The 25,005-nt window shown below is 55.8% G+C and carries 19 protein-coding genes and 1 tRNA gene; 10 read left to right on the top strand and 10 right to left on the bottom strand.

Going from position 1 to position 25,005, the window contains the following annotated elements; genetic code table 11:
- Positions 1-34 precede the first annotated feature (34 nt).
- The 7 genes from D888_RS0115215 (at position 35) to D888_RS0115185 (ending at position 10,660) form a co-directional block, all read left to right on the top strand.
- Positions 35-907, top strand: coding sequence for an Mrp/NBP35 family ATP-binding protein (locus D888_RS0115215; RefSeq protein WP_020677429.1), 873 nt, complete (start codon positions 35-37; stop codon positions 905-907).
- A 98-nt stretch (positions 908-1,005) separates the two neighbouring features.
- The gene (gene gatC, locus D888_RS0115210) at positions 1,006-1,293 is read left to right on the top strand and encodes an Asp-tRNA(Asn)/Glu-tRNA(Gln) amidotransferase subunit GatC (RefSeq protein WP_020677428.1); all 288 of its coding nucleotides are present in this window, start codon (positions 1,006-1,008) and stop codon (positions 1,291-1,293) included.
- Positions 1,294-1,352: 59 nt separating this feature from the next.
- Positions 1,353-2,810 carry an Asp-tRNA(Asn)/Glu-tRNA(Gln) amidotransferase subunit GatA gene (gene gatA, locus D888_RS0115205; RefSeq protein ID WP_020677427.1) on the top strand — a complete coding sequence of 486 codons (1,458 nt, stop codon included), beginning with the start codon at positions 1,353-1,355 and terminating at the stop codon, positions 2,808-2,810.
- A gap of 23 nt (positions 2,811-2,833) precedes the next feature.
- Positions 2,834-4,270 (top strand): Asp-tRNA(Asn)/Glu-tRNA(Gln) amidotransferase subunit GatB, encoded by a 1,437-nt coding sequence (gene gatB, locus D888_RS0115200; protein ID WP_020677426.1) that lies wholly within the window; start codon positions 2,834-2,836, stop codon positions 4,268-4,270.
- A gap of 144 nt (positions 4,271-4,414) precedes the next feature.
- Complete coding sequence (gene mtnA / locus D888_RS0115195) at positions 4,415-5,479, top strand: S-methyl-5-thioribose-1-phosphate isomerase (protein WP_020677425.1); 1,065 nt, start codon at positions 4,415-4,417, stop codon at positions 5,477-5,479.
- A 36-nt stretch (positions 5,480-5,515) separates the two neighbouring features.
- On the top strand, positions 5,516-8,668 hold the full coding sequence (gene glnE / locus D888_RS0115190; RefSeq protein ID WP_020677424.1) for a bifunctional [glutamate--ammonia ligase]-adenylyl-L-tyrosine phosphorylase/[glutamate--ammonia-ligase] adenylyltransferase: 3,153 nt from the start codon (positions 5,516-5,518) through the stop codon (positions 8,666-8,668).
- Positions 8,669-8,686: 18 nt separating this feature from the next.
- Complete coding sequence (locus tag D888_RS0115185) at positions 8,687-10,660, top strand: response regulator (RefSeq protein WP_020677423.1); 1,974 nt, start codon at positions 8,687-8,689, stop codon at positions 10,658-10,660.
- A gap of 80 nt (positions 10,661-10,740) precedes the next feature.
- On the opposite strand, the gene D888_RS0115175 is transcribed toward D888_RS0115185, so the two are convergent.
- From D888_RS0115175 to D888_RS0115155, 5 genes are all read right to left on the bottom strand, one after another.
- The gene (locus D888_RS0115175) at positions 10,741-11,517 is read right to left on the bottom strand and encodes a hypothetical protein (protein WP_020677422.1); all 777 of its coding nucleotides are present in this window, start codon (positions 11,515-11,517) and stop codon (positions 10,741-10,743) included.
- A gap of 108 nt (positions 11,518-11,625) precedes the next feature.
- The gene (locus D888_RS0115170) at positions 11,626-14,760 is read right to left on the bottom strand and encodes an efflux RND transporter permease subunit (protein ID WP_245555018.1); all 3,135 of its coding nucleotides are present in this window, start codon (positions 14,758-14,760) and stop codon (positions 11,626-11,628) included.
- A gap of 17 nt (positions 14,761-14,777) precedes the next feature.
- Positions 14,778-15,974, bottom strand: coding sequence for an efflux RND transporter periplasmic adaptor subunit (locus D888_RS21920; protein ID WP_020677420.1), 1,197 nt, complete (start codon positions 15,972-15,974; stop codon positions 14,778-14,780).
- Complete coding sequence (locus D888_RS0115160; RefSeq protein WP_020677419.1) at positions 15,971-17,389, bottom strand: efflux transporter outer membrane subunit; 1,419 nt, start codon at positions 17,387-17,389, stop codon at positions 15,971-15,973. Before D888_RS0115160 ends, D888_RS21920 begins: the two co-directional genes overlap by 4 nt.
- Entirely contained in the window at positions 17,383-18,021 is a 639-nt protein-coding gene (locus D888_RS0115155) for a TetR/AcrR family transcriptional regulator (RefSeq protein ID WP_020677418.1), read from the bottom strand. Before D888_RS0115155 ends, D888_RS0115160 begins: the two co-directional genes overlap by 7 nt.
- Before the next feature lie 367 nt (positions 18,022-18,388).
- On the opposite strand from D888_RS0115155, the gene D888_RS0115150 reads away from it, so the two are divergent.
- The gene (locus D888_RS0115150) at positions 18,389-18,727 is read left to right on the top strand and encodes a P-II family nitrogen regulator (protein ID WP_020677417.1); all 339 of its coding nucleotides are present in this window, start codon (positions 18,389-18,391) and stop codon (positions 18,725-18,727) included.
- Positions 18,728-18,760: 33 nt separating this feature from the next.
- Positions 18,761-20,107 (top strand): ammonium transporter, encoded by a 1,347-nt coding sequence (locus D888_RS0115145; RefSeq protein ID WP_020677416.1) that lies wholly within the window; start codon positions 18,761-18,763, stop codon positions 20,105-20,107.
- Between the two features lie 125 nt (positions 20,108-20,232).
- Here D888_RS0115145 and D888_RS0115140 read toward each other — a convergent pair whose 3' ends face one another.
- The 5 genes from D888_RS0115140 to aroF all read right to left on the bottom strand — a co-directional run bounded on the left by D888_RS0115140 (position 20,233) and on the right by aroF (position 24,474).
- Positions 20,233-20,742, bottom strand: coding sequence for a universal stress protein (locus tag D888_RS0115140; RefSeq protein WP_020677415.1), 510 nt, complete (start codon positions 20,740-20,742; stop codon positions 20,233-20,235).
- A 109-nt stretch (positions 20,743-20,851) separates the two neighbouring features.
- A complete protein-coding gene (locus D888_RS0115135) occupies positions 20,852-21,898 on the bottom strand; it encodes an AI-2E family transporter (RefSeq protein WP_020677414.1) in 1,047 nt (348 codons plus the stop codon).
- 121 nt (positions 21,899-22,019) lie between these two features.
- Positions 22,020-23,111 (bottom strand): 3-phosphoserine/phosphohydroxythreonine transaminase, encoded by a 1,092-nt coding sequence (serC, locus tag D888_RS0115130; RefSeq protein WP_020677413.1) that lies wholly within the window; start codon positions 23,109-23,111, stop codon positions 22,020-22,022.
- Positions 23,112-23,144: 33 nt separating this feature from the next.
- A complete protein-coding gene (locus D888_RS0115125; RefSeq protein WP_020677412.1) occupies positions 23,145-23,423 on the bottom strand; it encodes a hypothetical protein in 279 nt (92 codons plus the stop codon).
- 19 nt (positions 23,424-23,442) lie between these two features.
- On the bottom strand, positions 23,443-24,474 hold the full coding sequence (gene aroF / locus D888_RS0115120; protein WP_020677411.1) for a 3-deoxy-7-phosphoheptulonate synthase: 1,032 nt from the start codon (positions 24,472-24,474) through the stop codon (positions 23,443-23,445).
- A gap of 445 nt (positions 24,475-24,919) precedes the next feature.
- On the opposite strand from aroF, the gene D888_RS0115110 reads away from it, so the two are divergent.
- A tRNA-Phe gene (locus D888_RS0115110) sits at positions 24,920-24,995 on the top strand.
- Positions 24,996-25,005 lie beyond the last annotated feature (10 nt).

The following is a 25,005-nucleotide window of genomic DNA, read 5'->3' as shown; positions in this document are numbered from 1 at the left end:
CACATTTTTTTAACAAGAGAAGAGGACGGGATTGATGAGTGATTGTAACAGTTGTAGCGACAGTTCCTGCGCCAGCCACAATCAGGGGCCCAAGGAGAACAGCGCGCAGTTTCAACAACGTCAGGCGCTGGAGAGTCGGATCTGCAGTATCAAAAAACGTATTCTGGTGATGTCGGGCAAGGGCGGGGTCGGCAAGAGCACCACCGCCGTGAACCTGGCGATTGCACTTTCGCAGCAGGGGCATCGGGTCGGTCTGCTCGATATCGATCTTCACGGTCCGAGCCTGCCAAAAATGCTCGGCCTCGAAGGCGTGCATCCCCAGGGGAGTGAAGATGGGATTATTCCGCTTGAGTTTGCCGGCATTAAGCTGATGTCGATCGGATTTCTGCTGGAGAAGACCAGTGACGCCATGATTATCCGCGGCCCGATGAAAAATGGCGCGATTCAGCAACTGATCTCTGACGTCGTCTGGGGCGACCTCGACTATCTGGTGATCGACTGTCCTCCGGGGACCGGAGATGAGCCGCTGAGTGCGGTGCAGATGCTCGGCAAGAGTGCCGCCGCCGTCATTGTGACCACACCGCAGGATGTGGCGCTGGTGGATGTCGAGAAATCGATCAGCTTCTGTCAGCAGATGAAGCTGCCGATTATCGGCATGATTGAGAACATGAGCGGTTTTATCTGTCCCCACTGTGATAAGCGTTCTGATATCTTCAAGAGTGGCGGCGGCAGCAAGCTGGCCGAGAAATACGCGATCCCCTTTTTGGCGTTGGTCCCTCTTGATCCGCGGATCGTGGTCGCCGGGGACAGCGGCAAACCGCATATCCTGTCGCACCCGGAATCGGAAAGCAGTATCGCCATCGAGGGTGCCGCCGAGCAGCTTCATCAATGGTGGCTGCAGGCCTAAGTCGCCGAACTCCCTTGGTTATTTTGGGGTTGTCATGCTACTCTTCAGGGTTTGATGCCGCCAGATGCTGGCATCAAACCCTGTCATCAGGAGTTATTATGAAAATTACGCGTCAAGAGGTTGAGCATGTCGCGCGATTGTCGCGTCTGGCACTGGCTCCGGCGGAGATCGACACCATTACCGGGCAGCTGGACCAACTGCTCGGGTACGTCGAAAAGCTCAACGAGCTGGATACGACCGGGATCGTGCCGACCGCGCATGCGGTGCCGATGGAGAACGCCTTTCGTGCCGATGAGGTCAAGGCCTCGATCGGTCTTGAGCGTGCCCTGCAGAACGCCCCGCAGAGTGAAGAGAGTTGTTTTGTGGTGCCGAAGGTCATCGAATAGAGTCGCTGGCGACCAGGCTCTGAAAGAGCTGTCCAGCAGATTGAATATCGGGAGTTTTCATGTCTTTTTCGCAAATGAATATACGTCAGTTGCAGCAGGCGCTGCGTGACGGCCAGACCAGCGCGGTTGAGCTGACGCGTGCCTGCCTTGATCGGATTGCGGCACGCAATGAGCAGATTAACGCCTTTGTGACGGTGTGTGCCGCTGAGGCTCTGACCGCCGCCGCCGAGGCCGACCTCAAACTGGCCGCCGGTGAGGGTGGTCCGCTGACCGGGATTCCAATCGCGGTCAAGGATATCTTTAATACCGAAGGTGTCCGCACCAGTTGCGGATCACGCATTCTGGAAAACTATGTGGCGCCGTATGACGCCACCGCCTTTGCCAGATTGAAGGCGCAGGGCGCGATTCTGCTCGGCAAGCTCAATATGGATGAGTTCGCCATGGGCAGCTCCAACGAAAACAGCGCCAGCGGGCCGGTCTGTAACCCCTGGAATGTTGAACGGGTGCCCGGTGGCTCCTCGGGCGGCAGCGCGGCGGCTCTGGCCGACGGCCAGGCGTTTGCGACCCTCGGGACCGACACCGGGGGGTCGATCCGTCAGCCTGCCTCTTTTTGTGGTGTGGTCGGGATCAAGCCGACCTACGGGCGGGTGTCGCGTTATGGAGTGATCGCCTACGCCTCGAGCCTCGATCAGGTCGGCCCGCTCGCCAGCTGCGTCGAGGATGCGGCGTTGATGCTGGGCACCATTGCCGGCTACGATGCGGCGGATTCGACCAGCGTTGACTGCCCGGTGCCTGATTATCTGGCCAGCCTCAATCAGGGGGTTAAAGGGCTGAAGATTGGTCTGCCGCGTGAATATTTTATCGAGGGGCTCGATCCGGCAGTCAAGCAGGCGGTCGAAGCCGCGATTGAGGTTTATCGCAGTCTGGGGGCCGAGATCATCGAGGTGAGTCTGCCGCACACTGATTATGCGGTCGCCTGCTACTATCTGATCGCCACAGCCGAGGCTTCGAGCAACCTGGCGCGTTACGACGGGGTGCGCTTCGGCAAGCGGGAGCAGGGTGAGGCTGGCTTGACCGGTATGTATGAGGCGACTCGCGCCTTAGGGTTTGGTGATGAGGTTAAGCGCCGCATCATGCTCGGCACCTACGCGCTCTCCTCCGGTTATTACGATGCCTATTATCTCAAGGCGCAGAAGGTCAGAACCCTGATCCGCGAGGATTTCCTCAAGGCCTTCGACCAGGTCGATCTGCTTTTGACCCCGGTGTCACCGACTGCCGCGTTCAAGATCGGCGAGAAGACCGACGATCCGTTGCAGATGTATCTGTCGGATATTTTCACCATCCCGGTCAATCTGGCCGGCACCTGTGCCTTAAGTCTGCCATGCGGGATGGATGGCGCCTTGCCGGTCGGTCTGCAGTTGATCGGCAAGCCCTTTGACGAGGCGACGCTGCTGCAGGCGGCGCAGGCCTTTGAGTCAGCGACCGATTGGCATAAACAGCGCGCACCGCGCGTTTAAAGAGTTTAAGCAGGGAGTTCTTCATGCACGCACGTTATGAGGTGGTTATCGGACTCGAGGTTCATGTCCAGTTGACGACCAAAACCAAGATCTTCTGCGGCTGTTCCACCGAGTTCGGCCAGCAGCCCAATTCCCAAACCTGTCCGGTCTGTCTCGGTCTGCCCGGCGCCCTGCCGGTGTTGAACCAGCAGGTGGTCGAGTACGCCATACGTGCCGGTCTCGCGACCAACTGCCAGATCGCGCCGCGTTCGATCTTCGCGCGTAAAAATTATTTCTATCCCGATCTGCCGAAAGGCTATCAGATCTCGCAGTTCGAACTGCCGATCTGTGAGCACGGCTGGCTCGATATCGACCAGGAGTCGGGTGACAAGAAACGCATCGGCATCACCCGCATTCATATGGAAGAGGATGCGGGTAAACTGCTGCATGGCGGCAACAGCGGCAGCCGGGTCGACCTGAATCGCGCCTGTACCCCGCTGCTCGAGGTGGTCTCCGAGCCGGATATGCGCAGCGCCGATGAAGCGATCGAGTATCTCAAGCAGCTGCATCAGATCGTGGTCTATCTGGGAATCTGCGACGGCAACCTCGAAGAGGGCTCCTTCCGCTGTGACGCCAATGTCTCGCTGCGTCCCAAGGGGCAGGTCGAACTCGGGACCCGCGCCGAACTGAAGAACATCAACTCCTTCCGCTTTATCAAGCAGGCGATCGAGTACGAGGTCGAGCGTCAGGCCGACCTCCTCGACGATGGCGGCAAAGTGGTACAGGAGACTCGCCTGTTCGATGCCGACAGTGGGGTCTCGCGTTCGATGCGCGGCAAGGAAGAGGCGCACGACTATCGCTACTTCCCCGATCCCGATCTGGTCCCGCTGGTCGTTGACAGCGCCTGGGTTGAGCGGGTGCGGGGCGAGCTGCCTGAGCTGCCCGAGGTCAAACGTCAGCGTTACCTTGAACAGTTCGAGTTGCCGTTGTATGACGCCGGAGTGCTGGTCGCTGAACGGGGGGTGGCCGAATATTTTGAGGCGCTGGTTGCGTTGCACAATCAGCCCAAGATCTGCTCCAACTGGGTGATGGGCGAGGTCATGCGCGCCCTCAAGGAGAAGGGGGCGACGGTGGCCGAATGCCCCGTTTCTCCCGAGCTGCTGGCCGGACTGCTGGGACGGATTCACGACAACACCATCTCGAACAAGATCGCCAAGCAGGTCTTTGAGGCGATGTGGACCTCGGGCGACAGCGCCGACAGCATCATTGAAAAGCAGGGGCTCAAACAGGTCACCGATACAGGTGCGATCGAAGCCTTGATCGACGAGGTGCTGGCCGCCAACCCCGATTCGGTCGTCGAATATCGTGCTGGGAAAGACAAGCTGATCGGTTTCTTCGTCGGTCAGGTGATGCAGAAGAGTCGCGGCAAGGCAAACCCCGGCGTGGTCAATCAGCTGCTGCAACAGAAACTTGCCGAATAACTAAAGCTTCATTATCCGTATCGTCTGAGGGTTACAGCCATCACCTGCGTTCAATATTGTCACTTAACTTTTCGCTGGCAACGGATGTAACCCTCAGGCACTTAACTGTAGAGCTAAACTGATAACCCGATAAAAAGAGAGTAAATGATGGCTTGCCCAATAGACACCAAGAGTATCCGCCCGATCATCTATTCCGCCGGTAAATGCCGCATGCTTGATCAACGCAAGCTGCCGATTGAAGAGCTCTGGCTTGAGTATGATCAGTACCAGGAGGTCGCTGAAGCGATCCGCAGCATGGTGGTACGTGGCGCCCCGGCGATCGGTGTGGCGGCGGCGATCGGGGCCTGGTTCGGCGCGCGCGATATCGAAGCCAAAACGAGCGCCGAGTTTATGCAGCAGTTTGAGGCGATCTGTGCGCATCTGGCGGCGACCCGCCCGACGGCGATTAATCTCTGCTGGGCCCTGGAGCGGATGAAAAGTTTCGCCCAGGCCAATCTCGATCGCAGCATTCAGGAGTTGAAGATCGGTCTTGAGTATGAGGCCTTCGCCATCGCTGAAGAGGATGATCGTCTCAATCGCAAGCTGGGGAAGAATGGGGCGCGCCTGATCCCGGACGGTGCCCGGGTGTTGACCCACTGTAACGCCGGTGCCCTGGCGACCGGCGGCTATGGGACCGCACTCGGAGTGTTGCGCGCTGCAGTGGAAGCGGGGAAGACAATTTCAGTCATCGCCGATGAGACCCGACCCTTCTTGCAGGGCGCGCGCCTGACCGCCTGGGAGTTGCAGCGGGATAATATTCCGGTGACTCTGATCTGCGACAATATGGCCGGTTACCTGATGAGCAAGGGTGAGATCGACTGTGTCATCGTCGGTGCCGATCGGATTGCGGCCAACGGCGATGTCGCCAACAAGATCGGCACCTACACCGTGGCGGTGTTGGCAAAGGAGCACAAGATTCCCTTCTATGTCGCCGCACCCTTGTCGACCCTCGATCTGTCTCTGAGTGATGGTTCACTGATCCCGATCGAAGAGCGTGATGCGCGGGAAGTGACCCATGTCGGCGGTATCCGTATCGCTCCCGAAGGGGTCCCGGTACGTAACCCCTCCTTTGATGTGACCCCGGCGCGGCTGGTCAGCGCCATTATCACCGAGGCCGGGGTGGTTGAAGGGGACTATCGGCAGGGGTTGGCAAATCTGTTTACTCGCTGAATTCCAGACGCTGACAACTAACAATCAGGAAATCCTGTGGCACAAGAGCAATTCGACAGATTGAGCTCCTTATTTGATGGCTCATCCTCGGCAGAACTGGCGATTCAGCTGGAGCCGCTCGGCTTTGATGAGCCGCAGCGGAGCGTGATCAATCTCGAACTGCTCTTCGAGGTCTGGCCGCAGCCGGAACTCCTCTGCCGGATCGTCGAGGATTCACTGGCGGTTGCAGACCCGGATCTGACCCTCAATTATCTGGAACGCCTCCTGGCGGTTGTCGATCATGTCCAGCTGCTGCAGGTCCTCAGCGACAGGGAGCGGCGTCTTCAGTTGTTGATCATGTTGGGGGGCTCGCCTTTTCTGGGCACGCTGATGTGTCGCGGCAAGCGCTTTTTTGCCCAACTCTTTATCCAGGCCGAGATTGATCAAGCCTGCACTGAAGCGCAGATGATCGCCGATCTCAGGCGTCTGATCCCGATCGAAACGCCTGCCGAAGAGGCCGATCAACGGTTGCGTTATTACAAGGCGCATCAGTTCCTGCGTATCGGTGGACGTGATCTCTGTGGCCTGGCGACGCTTGAAGAGGTTACCGCCGAACTCTCCGGGTTAGCCGCCGCCGCGCTCCAGATTGCCTACGAATACTGTTCGTACCAATTGCAGCAGGAGTATGGGGAGCCCCTGGATGAGGATGGTGAAATGACAGAGTTCACGATCCTCGGTATGGGGAAGCTGGGTGGTTATGAGCTCAATTTTTCTTCAGATATTGATCTGATCTACTGCTACTCGACCATGTGCGGCCAGACCAGCGGCGGCAGTCGTGGGGAACAGGTCGAGCTGCGGCGGTATTATTTGAAGTTATCGGAGATGATCACCCGCGCCCTCAATCAACCTACGGCCGACGGCTTCGTCTTTCGGGTCGACACCCGGCTGCGGCCCGATGGCAACAGCGGCGACCTGGCGATCTCGCTTAATGCGGCCGAAACCTACTATGAGTCCTGGGGCCAGAGCTGGGAGCGTGCGGCGATGATCAAGGCGCGCCCGGTGGCTGGCAGTATCGAACTGGGTGAAGAGTTGCTGGCACGGCTGGAGCCCTTTGTCTACCGGCGCTATCTTGATTTCGGCATGATCGAGGATATCATGCTGATGAAGCAGAAGATCGACGCCAGTTTAAACCGCACCAGTGAAGGGGAGCTCAACCTCAAGCTCGGGCGCGGCGGCATTCGTGAGATCGAATTCTTCATTCAAGCGCAGCAGCTGGTGAATGGTGGTAAAAATCGCCTGTTGCGTGAGCGGAATTCGCTCAAGGCGTTAACGCTGCTGGGGGAGCAGGGGCTGGTGAGTCCTGCGGAGGTGGCAAGGTTGCAGCGGGCCTATCGTTTTTTACGCACCGTTGAGCACCGGATTCAGATCGTGCAGGAACGTCAGACCCATTCGTTGCCGATCCGCGAAGCTGAGCTCCTGGCACTCGCACGCCGCAGCGGGTTTACCGAGTACAAGGGATTTGAAGCCGCACTTAAGGCGGAGCGTGATGAGGTCTGTCGCATCTATCGCGACCTCTTCCATGCGGTTGAGACGCCTGATGTGTTGAGGCCCGAGGTCAGTTTTATCTTTGACCATGAGTCCGACCCTGATCAGGTTAAGGATCTTCTGGAAGAACGGGGCTTTTCCAATCCGGATGTCGCCTATCAAAGTTTGCGCACCCTGCATGGCGATCAGCCCGAGCGCCGACTGACGGAACGGGGACGGCGTTATCTGGAACAGCTGGCCCCCCTGCTGCTGTCGGCTTTACTCGATTCGCCTAATCCGGATCAGGCGTTAAGTAATCTCGAAGCTTTTTTGGATCGGTTACATAGTCGGGCCTCATTCTTTGCCTTGCTGGCTGAAAATCCTGAGATTGTTAAGCTTCTGGTTTCGCTTTTCGGTTCAAGTCAGATGTTGTCGCGCATTTTCATTCAGCGTCCTGAACTGCTGGATACCATGGTTTCGCGTGCCGGTGCGGTGAGCGTTAAACCCCAGGCGCAAATGGTCGAAGAGTTGACCTTGCAGATCAATGCTACGGACAGCTACGAAGATCAGCTCGAAATTCTACGGCGCTTTCGGAATGAAGAATTTTTACGCATCGCCCTGAACGATCTGCATGGCGAGCTTGGACAGAGCGAGGGGACGCATCAACTTTCTCTCTTGGCGGAGGTCTGCCTCGAGCGGGCCATCCTGATGGCGCGTAAAGAATTGATTCCCCGCTTTGGTCTGCCTTTTCTTGAGGCCGAACCACAGCGTGAAGTCGCCTTTGGCGTTGTCGCCATGGGGAAACTGGGGGGGTATGAGCTCAATTACCACTCAGACCTTGATATCATCTTTCTGCATGAAGGGGCCGGCACGACCCGTCCGGTCGCTGGTACTGATCCGGAACGGTTCCGCCAGTTGAACAGCCAGGAATATTTCGGTCGGCTGGCACAACGGATTATCAGCATTCTGACCCTGGTGACACGCGAGGGGATCGTCTACAAGATCGATACCCAGCTGCGCCCTTCGGGAAATCAGGGCTCGTTGGTGACCGGCCTTGATGCCTTTGAGCGTTATCATCGCGAAACGGCACAACCCTGGGAGCGGCAATCGATGACCCGCGCGCGCATGATCTGCGGGCCGGATGAATTTCTGAACCGGGCGCAGGCGTTGATTGAAGAGTTGACCTTCGAGCGTGAATTGCCCGAAGATCTTGCGCCGGAGATCTGTCGCCTGCGACAACGGATGGAGCTGGAGATTGCCAGGGAAGATAGCGAGCGGATTAATATCAAGACCGGCCGTGGCGGCATGGTCGATGTAGAATTTATTACCCAGTATCTGCAATTGAAACATGGACGAACACATCGGCAGTTACACTCACAGAATACCCTGGTACTGCTGAAGGCGCTGGTCAAACTGAAACTGCTGGATAAAAAAGATGGCAAGGCCCTGCTTAAGGGGTACAAGGGGCTCAGGCGGCTGGAAAATAAGTTACGTCTGTTCTATGATCAGTCGATGAATGAGTTAAGTGCCAGCGGTGCAGGGCTCAATCGGATTGCACGCAGTCTTGGCTATGAAAAGGGGCTCAGTCTGCCGGAGGAACAGTTGCTAGGGGACTATCACCGGCTTACCGAGAATATTCGCACAATTTTTGAACGGACTCTTTGCCCGGTGACGGCAGATAATTGATATAGAAAGCAGGTGTTAATGAAAAAAAGCGTGATGGTCATAGATGACGATCGGGGGATCCGCTCATTTCTGCAAAAGTCCCTGTTTGTTAAAGGCTACGAAGTTGCCCTTGCCGAGCGGGGTGCGCCCGGTCTTCAGCAGCTGCTGGCTGGAAAATTTGATCTGGTCTTTCTCGATTTAAACATGCCCGAGATTTCGGGGCAGACGATCTGCTCCGCGCTGCGCAAGCATGAGCAGACCAGGACAATTCCGGTGGTGATGATGACCGCCATGTTCCAGACTGAACAGCAGATGGCTGACGCCATGCGTGAGTACGGGGCGAGTGCTTTTTTACTCAAACCTTTCAGTGTGGCTGATCTGTTCGAAGTAGTCGAGTCCCTGATCGGCAAGAGCGATGATGTCGGGGAGGCACCCGCGGCCCCGGTCGAGGCGCAGCCGGAACCGACCGAGGCTGAGGACGTTACGGATGAAACCCCTCCGGTCGTGGATTCCGGTGTCATCTCAGGAAAACTCGCACAGCAGCAGTTTCCGCGGTTGCTGCATCAACTGTATCAGCAGAAGTTAACCGGACTGCTGCATCTGCAGAATAAGGCCGCCAAGAAGGTCATCTATATTAAGAACGGTTACCCGGTCTTTGCCCGCTCCAATATTCTGGGAGAATGTCTGGGTCGCATGCTGGTCAAAGACGATGTTATCACCCAGGTCGATTGCGACCAGTCGGTCGAGCGGAGCAAGTCTTCGGGGCGGTTACAGGGGACCGAGTTGATCGAGATGGGTCTGCTCACGCCTGAGGATTTACACGCTGCGCTCAAAAAACAGGTCACAGAAAAACTACTGAATGTTTTTGCCTGGACTGAAGGCCAGTTCCGTTTTTTACCACAGGCGGATTTCCGCAAGAATATAACCAGCATTGAACTCTCTCCGGCTGGCCTGATTCTCGAGGGGGTGAGTAAATACTGGAACCGGGACCAGATCGAAAATTATTTACGGCCTCATCTGATCGACTACGTGAAACAGGCTGAAAATCCACTCTATCTGTATCAGGAGATGGGTCTTTCCCGCCGTGGCGAAGAAGTTTTTGCCGAGTGTCTGGGAGATCTGAGCCTGGAGAAAATTCTTGAACGGCACCCGTTGTCGCGGCGTGAGGTGCAGCAGGTGATGGTTGCGTTGGTCATTTCGGGCATGGTGACACTGCGGACGACGGCCAGCAGACTGGACGATGAGGCGCGTGCCCAGCGGAAGGCCGAGAGACCTGTCGATGGTGAACTGCGTAAGGAGATACTCGAAGATTACAAGCGGATCATGTCCTCCGATTACTTTACCGCTCTCGGTGTTGAACATCAGTGTGACAGCGGCATGGTGCGACGCGCCTATTATAAACTGGCGAAGCTCTACCATCCTGACCGCTTTCTCGGGCGGGGATTGTCAAATGACATGGAGAACAAGGTCAATGAGATCTTCGGCCATGTGACTCAGGCGTACAGTGTGCTGAGTAATCCAACGCTGCGCAGCAGCTATCGGGACGAGCTTGAACACGGGCCAAAAGGCAGGATCGATGTCAACCAGGTGATAGAAGCCGAGACGGCCTTTCAGCAGGGGCGGGGTCTGTTGAAGGTCCGTCAGTTCAAGGCGGCTGCGGCTAAATTGAAGATTTCAATCGAATTGAGCCCTGAAGAACCAGAGTATCTGACCAGTTACGCCTGGGCTCTGTTTAAGTCCGCCCCAGAAAATGACGGAATTCAGAACAAGACGCTCGAAATTCTGCTCTCCTCGCGGGAACTGAATCCGGGACTTGAAGAGACTCATCTCTTTCTCGGCTATGTGTATCAGGCCTTGGGGAAAGAGCGACAGTCTGAAAAGTCATTTGAAATGGCGGTTCAGGCCAATCCAAAATCGACAGAAGCCCTGCGTGAACTCAGGCTGATTAATTTGCGGCGCGGGCAACAAGAGCCCTCGAAGGGGTTGTTCAAAAAATTTCTCAACAAGGAGTAGTAAGTGGTGAATTATAAATATTTCCTGGGGCTGGGGATGTTCCTGCTGTTAAGTGGCTGCGTTCCCTGCATTCCCTGTCTTTAAAGGACAGGTCGAGCAGTCGTGACGGTCTGTGACATGCTGGTTGAATTGAGCTGGCGCAGGGCTTCGGCAAACAGGTTGCTGCCGAGTACAGGTCTCACGCGCGCGAGATAATTGTCGATAATCCGGCTGCGAAGACTGTCACGAACCTCTTTCGATTGGGGGGTGCATACCACCGCTACTTCAATCTTGTCCCCCCGCCCGATCTCCTTTCCGACAATTGAATAGACCACCTCGGCGTGAAGATTGTATGTTTCATCTTCGCGTTCAATGAGGATCTGCATCTCTTCCCGCCGGTCCAGATCGATTGGTGATATAAAACGGATCCCGCAATCTGCAACGGTGACTGCATGCGTCAGGAACTGTTGATCGCGGACCGTGACCCGAATCGGCCAGTCGATATTTATGCGGAGGTGTTTTCTTGGTTCACGGTGAAAATAACTTTCCAGGGCCAGATACAAATTCTCGATCGTCAGTGGGATCTGGAGGCGCTGCCGGTTGCGAGAAGGAGACGTATGGAAGGTCAGCACCTGCTGAAACCCTGAGGGTTGCGGCAGGCCTTCACTGATCACGAGCAATGACTGCTCTTCAGGGTTTTCGGTTTGATGGTATCCCCATTCCCGCATTAGGGCCTTGAGTAATTCGCTGAGGGGATGATCCTCGATACACAGAAAAAGGCTTTTCGTCAGCGGGGGACGGGAGTGGTTCTCCAGCATGGTTAATTTCAGAGCTCCGGGTATGTTGGGTCGCGAGTGAACACGAATCTGTTTGATCATATCAGATTCTTCGAGTTCTGCGCTTATTCGATTGACGGTACTCTCTTTCTGCTCAGCTGGCTGCGTCTGGGCTATCACTCTCAAGCTGGTTTGATCTTCATTTCCGGGCTACAGATCGTATTCTGCATGATGATCACGCAGGCCAATGGCGCGGCGGATATCCTCAAGAATCATGTATAGACAGGGGATCAGCACAAGGGTGATCCCTGTCGCGAAGAGGATGCCGAAGCCAAGGCTGATCGCCATCGGTATCAGAAACTGCGCCTGGACACTGGTTTCAAAAATTATCGGCATCAGCCCGCCGAAGGTGGTCAGAGAGGTCAGCAGGATTGGGCGGAAGCGCCGGGTCCCCGCCTCTATCAGGCTGGGATGCAGTTCCTGACCATGACGCCGGTTCTGGTTGGCGCGGTCGATCAGGAGCAACGAGTCGTTGACCACCACCCCCGACAGCGCCACCAGTCCGAACATGCTCAAAAGACTCAAGGAGAACCCCATTATAATATGCCCCAGCACCGCGCCCACCAGACCAAAGGGGATGGCAGCCATGATCAGGAGCGGTTGGCTGTAGCTGCGGAAGGGGATCGCCAGTAGGGCAAAAATCATCACCAGCGCCAGCTGAAAACCGCTGAACATGCTGTTCATCGAATCAGCGCGCTCTTTTTCTTCCCCCTCCATGTCGAAGCTTAAGCCCGGATAGTCGGCCTGCATCTGGGGAAGAGTTTTGGCTTTCAATTCGCTTAAAATATCCTGCGCGTTGTTCAGGCGACTGTTTACGCTGGCGGTGACGTTGATGACGCGTTTGCGGTCGCTGCGATTGATTTCGGAAAAACCAAAGCCCTGGGTGATTGTGGCTGCGACGCTCAAGGGGACTTCCTCTCCCGACGAGGTATGGATCCGCAGGTTCTCGAGATCAGAGAGCGCCCGGCGATTTTCTTCGGGGTAGCGCACCATGACTTTAAGCTCGTTGCGACCGCGCTGCAGTCGCAACGCCTCGGCCCCATAGAAGGCTGACCGAATCTGCCGTCCGAGATCTGTTTCGGTGATCCCCAGGGTGCGTGCTGCAGGTTTGAGCTGCAACTTGATCTCACGTTTGCCTCGAGCATAGGTATCTTCAATATCCCCAACCCCGGGATACGCGGCCAGAGTCTCTCGCAGGCGGTTCGATGCCTTCTCCAGAACGTCAAAACGTTCGTGGGCCAGGCGTATGTCGATGTTAGCCCCCATACGCACCATGTTCGAGGCAAAGGACAACGATTCGACCCCTGGCATTTCGCCCATTTTTTCACGCCAGCGGGCCGAAATTTCGCTGGCGGGGATGCCCCGTAGTTCACTTTTGGTCAGAAACAGGGCGACATTGGCGAGGTGGGTGCCGCTGCTGGTCAAACCTCCAGCCGGTCCGCCGCCAGCGATGGTGCCGCCGACTACTGAGTAGATATTGCGCAGGATGCTGTCACCCGCCGGGCGCTTGCTGTCGTATTCAGCTACGGTCTGCTGTGCGGTTTCGACGAGTCGCTGCTCGACTTTGGCGGTTTCGGCAATCGGCATGCCGCGGGTCATTTGCACCGAGGCGATAATTTGATCCCCGTCGACTTCCGGCATGAAAATGAATTTGACGACCCCGCCTTTGACGACGCCAATGGTCAGCAGCAGCATGGCAAGGCCGATAGCGAGTGCCGCGTAGCGATAATTGATGGCCAGTTCAAGGGTGCGCCGATAGGGTCCGCCGACAAAACGGTCGAGGGCGTTGCCGAAGCTGCGCCGAATGCGATCGATGGTGCCCAGCAGCCCGCGGCTCTCGGCGCGCCTTTTCCCCATGGACAAATGTGAGGGGAGCACAAAGAGTGATTCAACCAGCGACACCAGCAGCAGGGTAATTACAATGATCGGGATGACCTTGATGAATTTACCCATCATGCCTGCGACATAGACCAGAGGCAAAAAGGCGGCGACCGTGGTTAACACGGAAAAAACCACCGGCAGCGCCACTTCGAGAACTCCGTCAATAGCGGCGGTCACAAAGTCTTTGCCCGATTGTCGGTGTTCGTAGATATTTTCACCGACGACGATGGCATCGTCGACCAGAATCCCCAGGGCGAGAATAAAGGCGAAGAGTGAAATCATGTTGATCGACACGCCGAGAAACGGCATGAGAAACAAGGTGCCGAAAAAGGAGATCGGGATCCCCAGCATGACCCATAGAGCCAGACGGATTTCGAGGAACAGGCCCAGAATAATGAACACCAGGGTCAACCCATATAAGGCATTTTTTTGTAACAGCGACATGCGACTCTGAAAAACTTCAGAGGTGTCATTCCAGGTGGCCAGTTTGACGCTGGCGGGGAGCTGCCGTTGTTTCTGCTGAATATAATTTTTCACCAGTTGTGAAATTTCGGTCGGCTTTTGTTCGCCGACCCGGTAGACCTTGACCATAGCCGCGGGCTGACCGTCAAATCGGGCATACTCCTCGGTGTCGGCAAAGCCATCAACGACATGGGCGATATCTCCCAACCTCACCTGGGTGCCGTCGGGTTTGCTGAGGATCACGATGTCGGCATATTCAGGGCCGAAATAACGGCGCTCCTTGGTGCGCAGCAGAATTTCTCCGCCTTTGGTCTTGACCGACCCGCCGGGCAGATCGAGGGAAGCGCTGCGGATGCGTGCCGCCACCTGCTCCAGGGTCAGATGATACTGGCGCAGGTGATCTTCAGGGATTTCGACTGAAATCTCAAATGGCCGCACGCCGCCCAGATCAACCTGGGTGATGCCGGGAAGTTCGAGTAGTTCGTCGCGCAGGTTTTCGGCCTGTTGGCGCAGGGCACGTTCGCCGATGGTACCCGAAACGACCACTGAAATGACCTCGCGCCGAGTGAGCAGTTTGCTGATGACCGGTTTTTCGGCGTTTTCGGGGAATGTGGTGATGCGGTCGACTTCGCTTTTGATGTCCTGCAGTACCTGATCCGGGTTTTGATCGGCGTAGAGTTCTGCAACCACGCTTCCGGAGCCTTCCGTTGCAGTCGACTTGAGCTGCTTGATGCCGTCGACTCCGGTCAAGCCCTCTTCGATCTTGAGCAAAATTCCTTCTTCAACTTCTTCCGGCCCGGCACCTGGGTAGGCGACACTCACCAGAATGCGGTCGAGAGATACCTCGGGGAAGACTTCCTGTTTGATATGCGGCGCCTTAATGATTCCGCCAAGAATCAGTATCAGCATTAACAGGTTGGCCGCCACATGGTTTCTGGCCATCCAGCGCACGGCCCCTTTCATTGTGATTTCTCCCCGTTTGCCAGGCGCAGTTTCATTCCCGTGGCCGCACCCGAAATACTGGTTAAAATCAGGCGTTCATTGCCAGTGAGCCCTCGATCGATAAGGAGGGTTTCCTGTTGCCGCCGATAAACATGGACAGGGCGGATTTCAAGCTGGTTTTTTGCGTCGGCCAGCCAGACCAGGTCGCCTTCGCGCAGAGCGTTGCGCGGGATACTGGCCAGTTGCCCCAATTCTGTGCCAGCGATGGCCACCTCGACAAACAGCCCATTCTCCAGCGGCAGCTTCTCCTTGGCGTGTTGATGCTTTATTCGATAAGGATCGTCGACCCCGATGGCGATCTTGGCCATGCGGGTGGTTTGATCAACTTCCCCGAAGGAGCGGAGAATGTTCCCCTGCCATTGGTGGCGTTGGCCATCTATTGTGAGCGAAATGGTACAGGAGGAGCCTTGTTGTTTGCTCCCGGCGGCCGGAATGGTGAGCCACTGGAGATCGGAAACCGGTAGCGGCACGATAATCTCGGCCCGATTCGAACTGGCCAGCACCGCCAGCGGGTTCCCGCTGCGTATGTATTCACCCCGATCGACTGTTTTGCTGCGGAGACGCCCGTTGAATGGTGCACGAATCTGGGTGCGCTGCAGATTGAGCTGTGCCTGCTGAATCCCCGCTTCGGCTGCTGCGAAGGCGGCCTTGGCGCTCAGCAGTTGCGGTTGACGCAGGACCAGGGCGCCTGGCTCCCCCTTGTCGGCAAGATCCAGCCTCGCCCATTCACGTCTGGCAATACCGGCCTGTTCCTCTTCGGTCAAAAGTGCTGCTTTGGCTTGCGCCAGCTCGGCTTCAGCCCGTTGCAGCGCCAGTTGATAATCTCGCGAATCGATTTCGAGGATCTTGTCCCCCTTGCCGAAGAACCCTCCTTCGACAAAGCGTTGTGAGACCCAGGTCAGCCGCCCGTTGATCTCGGCTGAGAGGGTGATTTCATATTGAGCCTTGACCGTGCCGGTGGCGATGACTCTGGCCTGTTGGGGTCCCAGCACGACCGGCATGGTTTTAACCAGCAAGCCGCGATCGGTCTGGACCAGTTTTTCCGGGGCTCTGCGTGATTTAAGCAGGGCGCGAGTCGCGAGAAGGGCCAAAATCAGGATCAGGATTGGCAGAATCCACTTGAGGTGATTACGTTTTGGGGTGTTTTCGCTCATTGGCCCGTCCCTTGGTCGGCAAGCTGTTTATGGTCGGATTTTAACTGTTCGGCCATCCAGTTCCCGCCGATGGCACGGGCCAGGGAGATCCGTTGGGATAAGATCTGGCGTTTTGCCGCCAGCAGCTGGCTCTGGCTGTTGTACTTGAAAATTTGTGCGGCGAGGACAGGCAGATAGTCGGTCAACCCGTTCAGATAACGATCCAGGGCCAGCCTCTGTGCCGCATCGGTCGCCGCAACCTGTTCGTTCAGACGTTCTATGCGCCCGGCGCTGGTCCGGTTGCCGCTCAAGGCATCTTCGACGTCCTGGAAGCTCCGCAGAACGGTCGCCTGATAGGCTGCGACTGTTTCAGAAAAAACCGCTCTGGTGCGTTCGACCTCGGCTTTTCTTCGGCCGGCATCGATGAGTGGCTGAGAGAATTTTACCAACAGACTCCAGAAATCTCCGCTGATCAGGCTTCCGGTGAGGTTGGTCTGTGACAGCCCATAGTTGCCGACCAGGTTGAAGCTGGGGAAGCGCTCTGCAATCGCAGCGGCGATTTCGGCATCACGTGCCGCAACCCGTAAAAAAGCGGCCTTGATGTCGGGACGATTCTTCAGCAGGTCTGCCGGTATCCCGGCCGGGAGCTGCGGGGGGGCAACCGGGAGATGAGCCTGCTGCAAAAAGGCATGGCTCTCAGGGTATTCACTCAGCAGGACGGCGAGGGCATTCTCCGTCACTTTCAGTCCCTGCTCATAACTGAGTCGCCCGGCCCTGGCGGTGGCCAGATTCTGGCGGGCCTGGTACAGATCGATGGCCGCAGTCAAACCCAGACGATAGCGGTCCCCGACCCGTCGCAGGTTATCTCTGAGGCTGGAGATGGTTGCATCGGTCAGGGCTAGCTGGGCGCGTTGTTCTATCGCCAGGTAGTAGAGGTCGGCCAGTTGCGCAGAAAGGCTCATGTAGAGGCTCTGCAGGTCGTATTGCGAGGCCTGGTAGTTGAGCTCTGCTGCCTGACTCCGCGAGGCGAGCTTGTTGAACAGATCGAGTTCAAAACCGGCTGAGACAGAGAGTTGGTAACTCTCTCCCTGCATATCTCCAGTGATTCCCGGCTGGCTGCTACGGCCAGCTTGTCCTTCAAGGGCCAGGTTCGGATAGCGAAGGGCGCGCGCTTGTTGCATGAACGCCTCTGCCTGGCGGAGGCGGGCATGCCCCTGTGCCAGATTCAGGTTGGCGGCGAAGAGTTTTTCCTCCAGGCGGTTGAGGTTCGGGTCATTGAAGGCCAGCCACCAGCGTCCGGTCGTCACCGGTACGATCAGGGAGGATGAATCGAATTTATTCGGCATCTCCAGCGGGGACGCGCTCTGACGCGCGTGGGGGGCGCAGGCTCCCAGCAGGCAGAACAGCATAATTGCTGCTGATTGAAATTTCAGCATGGTGCCTCCAGGCCGGACGTGACAAAGCTGATCAGGTTTTGGGCCAGTCTGTCTTCATTTGGGTGATCACACCCGGTGTCGATTCCAAAAAGATGGGTTATTCCGGCAAAACAGAGACAATGTCCCATCGCTCCCATGGTGAAAAAGAGTCGGGTAAAGAGGAGCTCGGCGGGCAGTTGCGGCAGTGCGAGACATAGCGCCTGATGGAGTTTTTTGATCAGAGGGCGCGTTAGCTCGAGAAATCGGTCACGGACCGCCGGGTCGGCGGCAGTCAGTGACCGGCCAATCATCAGCACAAATTCGGTTGAACCGCTCTCGCTGTGACGGAGTGCCATGGTTGGTTCAATAAATGCGCGCAACAGATCCTCTGCTCCGGGACGTCTGTTGGCCGCTGCCGCATCTGCTATAACCTTGTCAATCCGTTGGTTGCGGATCTGGTTGAGCGGCAGCAGGCGGCGCTCAAGAACTGCTCGCAGCAGATCTTCTTTGTGACCAAAATGATAATTTGCCGCCGCCAGATTAGCGTTAGCCATCGTGGTGATTGTGCGCATTGAGGTGCCGGCGAAGCCGTGATTTGAAAAAAGGCTCTCCGCAGCGTCGAGGAGTCGTGTTTTGGTATCGAATGGGGTCATGTGTTTTCCTTGGAATATTAAACGCACATTTAAAACGATCGTTTGACTTCTGTCAAGTGGTTGAGTTTGGCTTATGGTTAGGCCTGTATGCTCAGCCAGCGTTCAGGCTGTTTAAAATCTGCCTCTTTATTGTGCACAGATATTCAAGGCATCGGATTGAATGGCACAATATCAGAGGGTTAGCGAATTGGCATGGTCACTGCTTAGTTGATTGACGTTCGCTAAAACGAAGTACCAATAGGTATACACTTTTGCGGAACAATGATGTTTCGCTTTATATCGACATTGAGCAAAGGCGCTCTATCCCTCAGTCCGAGGGGTAGAGCGCCTTTTTTTGGTTCGAAAATCTCTATGAAGGAGAAAAATCATGCGGAAAGTTGAGTGCATTATCAAGCCGTTCAAACTGGATGATGTTAAATCGGTCCTGACCGATCTGGGCATTAACGGGATGACGGTGAGTGAGGTTCGCGGATTCGGCCGGCAGAAGGGGCACACCGAGCTCTATCGTGGCGCCGAATACCAGATCGATTTTATCCCCAAGGTCAGGATTGAGCTGGTGATCCCGGCGGACCAGGTCGCTGAGGTTGTCGCCGCGGTGCAGAAAGAAGCCTGCACCGGCCGCATCGGAGACGGCAAGATTTTTGTCAGCATGATTGAGCAGGCAATTCGTATCCGTACCGGCGAGACCGGTGTCGATTCTTTGTGAAATTATCAACTAACAGGTACTAAGGAGAAAATCATGAATAAGCGTATTTTGTTGCTGACACTGGGGTTGCTGGCACTGCCGCTACTCGGCTTTGCTGGAGATGCACCGATAACGGCAGCAGAGGTTCAGACCAACCTTAACTTTGTCTGGACCCTGATTGCCGCCTTTTTGGTTTTTATCATGCAAGCCGGATTTGCCATGGTTGAGGCCGGTTTCACGCGGGCCAAGAACGCCTGCAACATCATGATGAAAAACATGATGGATTTTGCTGTCGGTTCCATTGCCTTCTGGGCCGTCGGTTTTGGCCTGATGTTCGGGAAGACCAATGGCCTGTTCGGTACAACCGACTTCTTCCTCAGCGGCGCGGTCGGTAATGATGCCCCGTGGAATTATGCCTTCTGGATGTTCCAGGTCGTTTTTGCCGCGACGGCGGCGACCATCATTTCGGGCGCGGTTGCAGAGCGGACCAAGTTCAGTGCTTATCTGGTCTATTCGGTTCTTGTCTCAGCGCTGATCTACCCGATTTTCGGTGGATGGGCCTGGGGATCGCTCTACCATGGAAGTGGTTGGTTGGAAGGGCTCGGTTTCATTGATTTCGCCGGTTCGACGGTCGTTCATTCGGTCGGCGGTTGGTTGGCTCTGGCGGGGGCGATTGTAGTCGGGCCGCGTCTGGGTAAATTTGGCAAAGATGGCAAGGTTCGTCCGCTCCCTGGGCACAATATCCCGATTGCGGCGCTGGGTGTCTTTCTTCTCTGGTTCGGTTGGTATGGCTTTAATCCAGGTTCCACCACCACCGGGGACAGTTCAATAGCTTTAATCGCGGTGACGACCACACTGGCCGGTGCTGCCGGTGCTTTCTCGGCCATGCTCGCGACCTGGTTTAAATATGGTAAAAGTGATATCGGGATGACTTGCAACGGCGCATTGGCCGGTCTGGTTGGTATTACCGCGGGTTGCGCCAATGTGACGCCGATATCGGCGGTTATTATTGGATTGATTGCCGGTGTTCTGGTGCTTTTTTCGGTTCTCTTCTTTGACAAGATTAAAATTGATGATCCAGTCGGTGCGATTTCGGTGCATGGCGTCTGCGGTGCCTGGGGGACTCTGGCTGCTGGCCTGTTTGATCACGGTGGTTTCTCGCTCAAGGTGGTTGGGGTGCAGTTGATTGGGATTGGTGCCTGTTTTGCCTGGGCCTTTATCGGGGGCTTGGTCGTTTTTAAATTGATCGATCTGGTGATCGGTATGCGTGTCAGCGCAGAAGAGGAATTAGCCGGACTCGATTTCTCAGAACATGGTGCCAGTGCCTACCCAGATTTTCATACGGTTCACCTCGGTTCGGTTTTTACTTCTTCAGGGAGTGGAAAAGCCGATACCAAATGATGTTGTTGGTGATCATACGAAGAACGGGTAACTAGCTTTACGAAACGCGATAGTTCAACGCCAAACGGTCGTCACTCAGTGGGTGACGGCCGTTTGGCGTTGGTGGATTCCCTGTGTTGAGCGGATTAAAAGCCTTCTTCCTGGTAGTTCTCAGGAATACGTACGACCATCACCGGGATGGTGGAACGATGCAGAACCTTGAGCGTGGTGGTCCCCAGCATGGCATCGGCAAGGACCGAATGACGGTGTGAGCCCATGACAATCAGGTCGATATTTCGCTTTTCAGCCTCTTCCAGGATAGCCTGTTTCGGCGGGAGTTTTGCGATCGTAACGCTGGCGACCCGTTCAAGCCCCTGAGGGTCGCTGGAGGTCTCCTTGGCGCAGAGGAGTTTAAGCCGATCAATAATCTTTTTCTCCGCATCGAGCAACGACTGTTCAAAAATTTCGGCCAGCTTTTCCTTGGCGACATAGAGGTCTGCCATGTTCTGGGCAGCGCTGGGCATCTGTTCATGCCCATGAATAATATGGATCTTGGCATCATATTTCTGAGCCAGACTTAAGGCATAGCGGAAAACGTAAGGTGTTCCACTCCCCAGGCCGGTAGTGTAGAGAATGTTTTTAATGTTTGGGATCATCGACTGCTCCTTTTTTATGGATGCGAACCTGTTCGTCAGGCATCGAGTTCGACGAATGTATCAACTGTTCCCAAGTATGCCGCAGATTCGGCGAAAGAAAAGGGGGGCGTCAGCCTTTTTCAGTCACGTCTTGTGGGATTTCCGAACCGAGCAGCAGTGCCAGCCAGCGTGTTTCGGGTTTCACTTCAAGCGCAATCTTGACGATCATCGTCAGGGGTACCGACAAGAGCATGCCGACCGGGCCGAGAACCCATCCCCAGAAGACCAAAGAGAGAAAGACCACCAGCGTTGAAATTCCGAGTTTTCGACCCATCAGTTTTGGTTCGAGGGCACTCCCCAGCACCAGATTGACCCCCAGATAGCCGGCGGCAACCATCAGACTGGAGCCAGGCCCGAGTTGAACCACGGCCAGCAATACCGCCGGAACTGCCGCTATGATCGAACCGATATTCGGCACATAATTGAGCAGAAAAGCGACCAGCCCCCAGAGGAGCGGGTAGTCGAGCCCGAGAAACATCAGCCAGAGACTGATGATTATCCCGGTGGCAAAGGAGATCAGGGTCTTGATCGCCAGATATTGTTGAACCCCGGTATTGAAGCGTTCAAAGGATTGCAGCGAGGTTTCGGCGTTATCGAGCCCGGCTCGCAGTTTTGCCGGCATGCCTGCAGCTTCGAGCAGAATGAATATCACCGTCAATAAAATCATGAAGGTGTTGGCTAACACGCCGCTGGTACGCGCCAGCATATTCCCGGCGATCTCCAGCGCCTTCCCCGGATCGAAGTAATCGGTAATCAGACTGGTCGAGATTTTAATCCCCAGTCCCTGAAGCCAGGTGACCAGGGCCAGCGCCTGAGAACGCAGGCTCTGCTGGTACTCGGGTAAGGACTGGGTGAAGTCGTTGACCGAGGAACCGACCAGAATGAGAACTGTCAGGCTGCACCCGACCACCGTCAGAATGACCAGGAAAACGGCCAGTCCTGACGGAACCCGGTGTCGCTGCAGCCAATGCATCGGTCCGGCACAGATGATGGCGATAAAAATGGCGAGCAGAAAGGGGACCAGCAGGCTTTGTGCCGCGCGCATTCCGGCAACGACGATGATAAAAGATGCCAGAGTCAGTAGCAGTCCGCGGTTGTGGGTACCAGTAGTCGTCATTGCACTCTCTAGAGTAAGAAGGCTGTTTATGGGGGGACCTGGTTCAAGCTGCGTAATCTACAACCTCGTCCCCAACGCAGCTCGGGAGCTGAGCGAGTCGACTGGTGATCGAGCTGACAGATCAGCCCTGCGTGCGCATAAAATTACGCATGAAATCGACCAATTTCTGCACTCCGGCTTCCGGCATCGGATTGTAGATTGAGGCCCGAATGCCCCCTACGCTGCGATGTCCGGCCAGAGCATAGAGACCATCAGCCTCCGCTTGTGCAACGAATCTGTCTTCAAGCGCTTCGGTCGGCAGACGGAAGGTGACATTCATCGTCGAGCGATGATCGGGGTGGGCGACGCCGGTATAAAAATCGGACTCATCCAGCAGGGCATAAAGGAGTGCCGATTTTCGCAGGTTGCGTTGCTCGATGGCGGCAATCCCCCCCTGCTTTTTTTGCCATTCCAGAACCAGACGGATGGCATAGATGGCAAAGGTATTGGTGGTGTTGGTCAGGGAGTTGTCCCTGGCGCATTGCTGGTAATTCATCAGTATGGGCACCTGCGGTCCTGCATGCTCAAGCAGATCATCGCGCACGATGACCATCGCCATCCCCGAAGGACCGAGGTTCTTCTGGAGTCCGGCGAAGACCAGGCCGAATTTCGAAAAGTCGATCTGCCGCGACAAGAGTTCACTGGTCATATCGGCAATCAGCGGGACGTCTCCGCCATCGGGAAAGTTGTTCCAGCGCGTGCCGTAGAGCGTATTGTTGCTGGTCAGGTGCAGGTAGGCTGCATCCTGTTCAATCAACTCGGACGAGAGAGCCGGGATGGAGGTGTAACCAGAGTCGGCACCACTGATGATGGTTTTGACTGCCGCGAAGGGGGCCGCATCTTTGGCCGCGATCTTGGCAAAGTTGCCGGTTTCACAATAGAGGGCCTTACGCGAAGTGACCCGTCCCGCCAGGTTCATCGGTACTGCAGCGAACTGCATGCGCGCGCCACCATGCATAAACAGAATGCGATAGTTGTCGGGCAGGCCGGTCAGTTCACGGAACAGTTTTTGGGTGCTGGTGATGATTTCATCGAATTGTTCACAGCGATGGCTGATTTCGATGACCGAAACCCCCATCCCCCGATAGTCGAGCCATTCTTCGCGAATCTGCTGCATCACTTCCAGCGGCAACATTGCCGGCCCGGCACCAAAGTTATAGACCTGTTGTGTCATGGCGTGTTGTATCCTTGGTCATCAAGTAAAGATTTATTTCACCACCGATAAGCGAGCTCGCCCCTTGGGTGGCTCATCTTTCGGATCCTCATCAGGGGGTGAACTGCTCAGTTCGGTCGCCTGGGGACGATCGAGTTGCGGCAGTGTCTCGGTGAAGAGCATCTGTTCAATGGCCCCGGCAATCGTCAGACATTGTTTCATGCAGACCTTGTGTACCGGGCAGGTTGAACAGTCAGCTTCACCGGAAGCGATCTTCAGACTATGAATGACCAGTTCGACACTTTCAAGTTGATTAAGCGGTATCAGGAACATGAGTCTTCTTTCTGTTGCTTCAATTTCCGCTCGCCATGCTGCGCTCGGCGGCCTCAACGAAACGTCTGAGTCTCTTCATCATCGCGCTGAAATCTTCAGGGCGGAGTGATTGCGGGCCATCACTGGCGGCTTCTTCGGGGCATGGATGGACCTCGACAATGATTCCATCAGCACCTGCGGCCGCAGCGGCATAACACATTGGCGCCACCAGGTGCGCATGTCCGGTGGCGTGCGATGGATCGATCAATACCGGCAGGTGCGTCAGGCTTTTCAATACCGGCACCGCGGAGATGTCCAGGGTGTTACGCGTAGCCGTTTCAAAGGTGCGGATGCCGCGTTCACAGAGGATAACCTTGCGGTTCCCTTCGGATAAAATATATTCGGCGCTCATCAAAAACTCCTGCACCGTAGTCGCCATACCACGCTTCAAAAGGATCGGTTTGTCGAGCTGACCGAGCATTTTCAAAAGCGCGAAGTTCTGGATGTTTCGTGCTCCGACCTGCATCACGTCGGCGTAGCGGGCAACCAGTTCCACATCACGAGGGTTGACGACTTCGGTGACGATGGGCAGACCCGTTAACTCGCGCGCTTCGGCCAGTAATTTAAGCCCTTCCTCCTCCATCCCCTGAAAGCTGTAGGGGCTGGTGCGTGGTTTGAACGCTCCGCCGCGCAACAGACGAGCGCCGCTTGCCTTGACCTGTTGGGCCGTCGAACAGATCTGCTCGCGTCCCTCAACGGAACAGGGACCGGCTATCGCCATGAACTCGTTGCCGCCGATGACGATCCCCGGTGCGATTTCAACCTCACTCGACAGGGCCTGAATTTCCCGGCTGGCCAACTTGTACGGTTTCATGATTGGCACGACGCGCTCAACCCCCGGCAGCAGCTCAAGTGTTTGAAGTTTGTCTTTCCCCTCTTCGTCGCCAACGGCGCCGACCACGTTGCGGGTCTCGCCATGAATGACGTGGGGCTGATAACCCAGTTCAAGAATCCGTTTTTCGACATCGGCCAAATGCTTTGCGTCGGCACCTTTTTTCATAACAATAATCATACTGGAGGGCTCCTTTTTATGGACAGAACTGGTCAATGGCCCTGTCCACAGCTGATGAAAAGGCAAAAGGCCGTCCGGTTCTGCCGGCGGCCTCTACTTTTCAACAGATTAAAAAAGAAAAGACCATGGGAGAACCTTTGTGCCGTTCTGCCATGGTCTGAATCCGCTAGCTCATGCCCGCTACAGATTCTTATTCCCGGCAGACGGCCCGCTAAAGCCGAAATACCAGTAAAAAGAAAATGCGCTGTTAAAGACATAAGTCATGTGATGGATCCTCGATAAAGTCTATGAACGTTGATACTATGCCTTGCCTCATGCAAAAATCAAGAGAAAATAACCGCTTCGCTACCGTCCGAGGGTCATCGATTCGCCATCACCGGTTGCAGGTGTCAGCAAATATTGCTTGACAGTCTCAGCCCCTTTGGATATAAACGGGGCTCATTTCGCCCAGGTAGCTCAGTCGGTAGAGCAGAGGACTGAAAATCCTCGTGTCGGCGGTTCGATTCCGTCCCTGGGCACCATGAAAAATCA

It is taken from the genome of Geopsychrobacter electrodiphilus DSM 16401, from assembly GCF_000384395.1.
Lineage (GTDB): Bacteria > Desulfobacterota > Desulfuromonadia > Desulfuromonadales > Geopsychrobacteraceae > Geopsychrobacter > Geopsychrobacter electrodiphilus.
The sequence above is the reverse complement of the archived record's forward strand: the minus strand, read 5'-3'. Positions and strand labels throughout refer to the sequence as shown.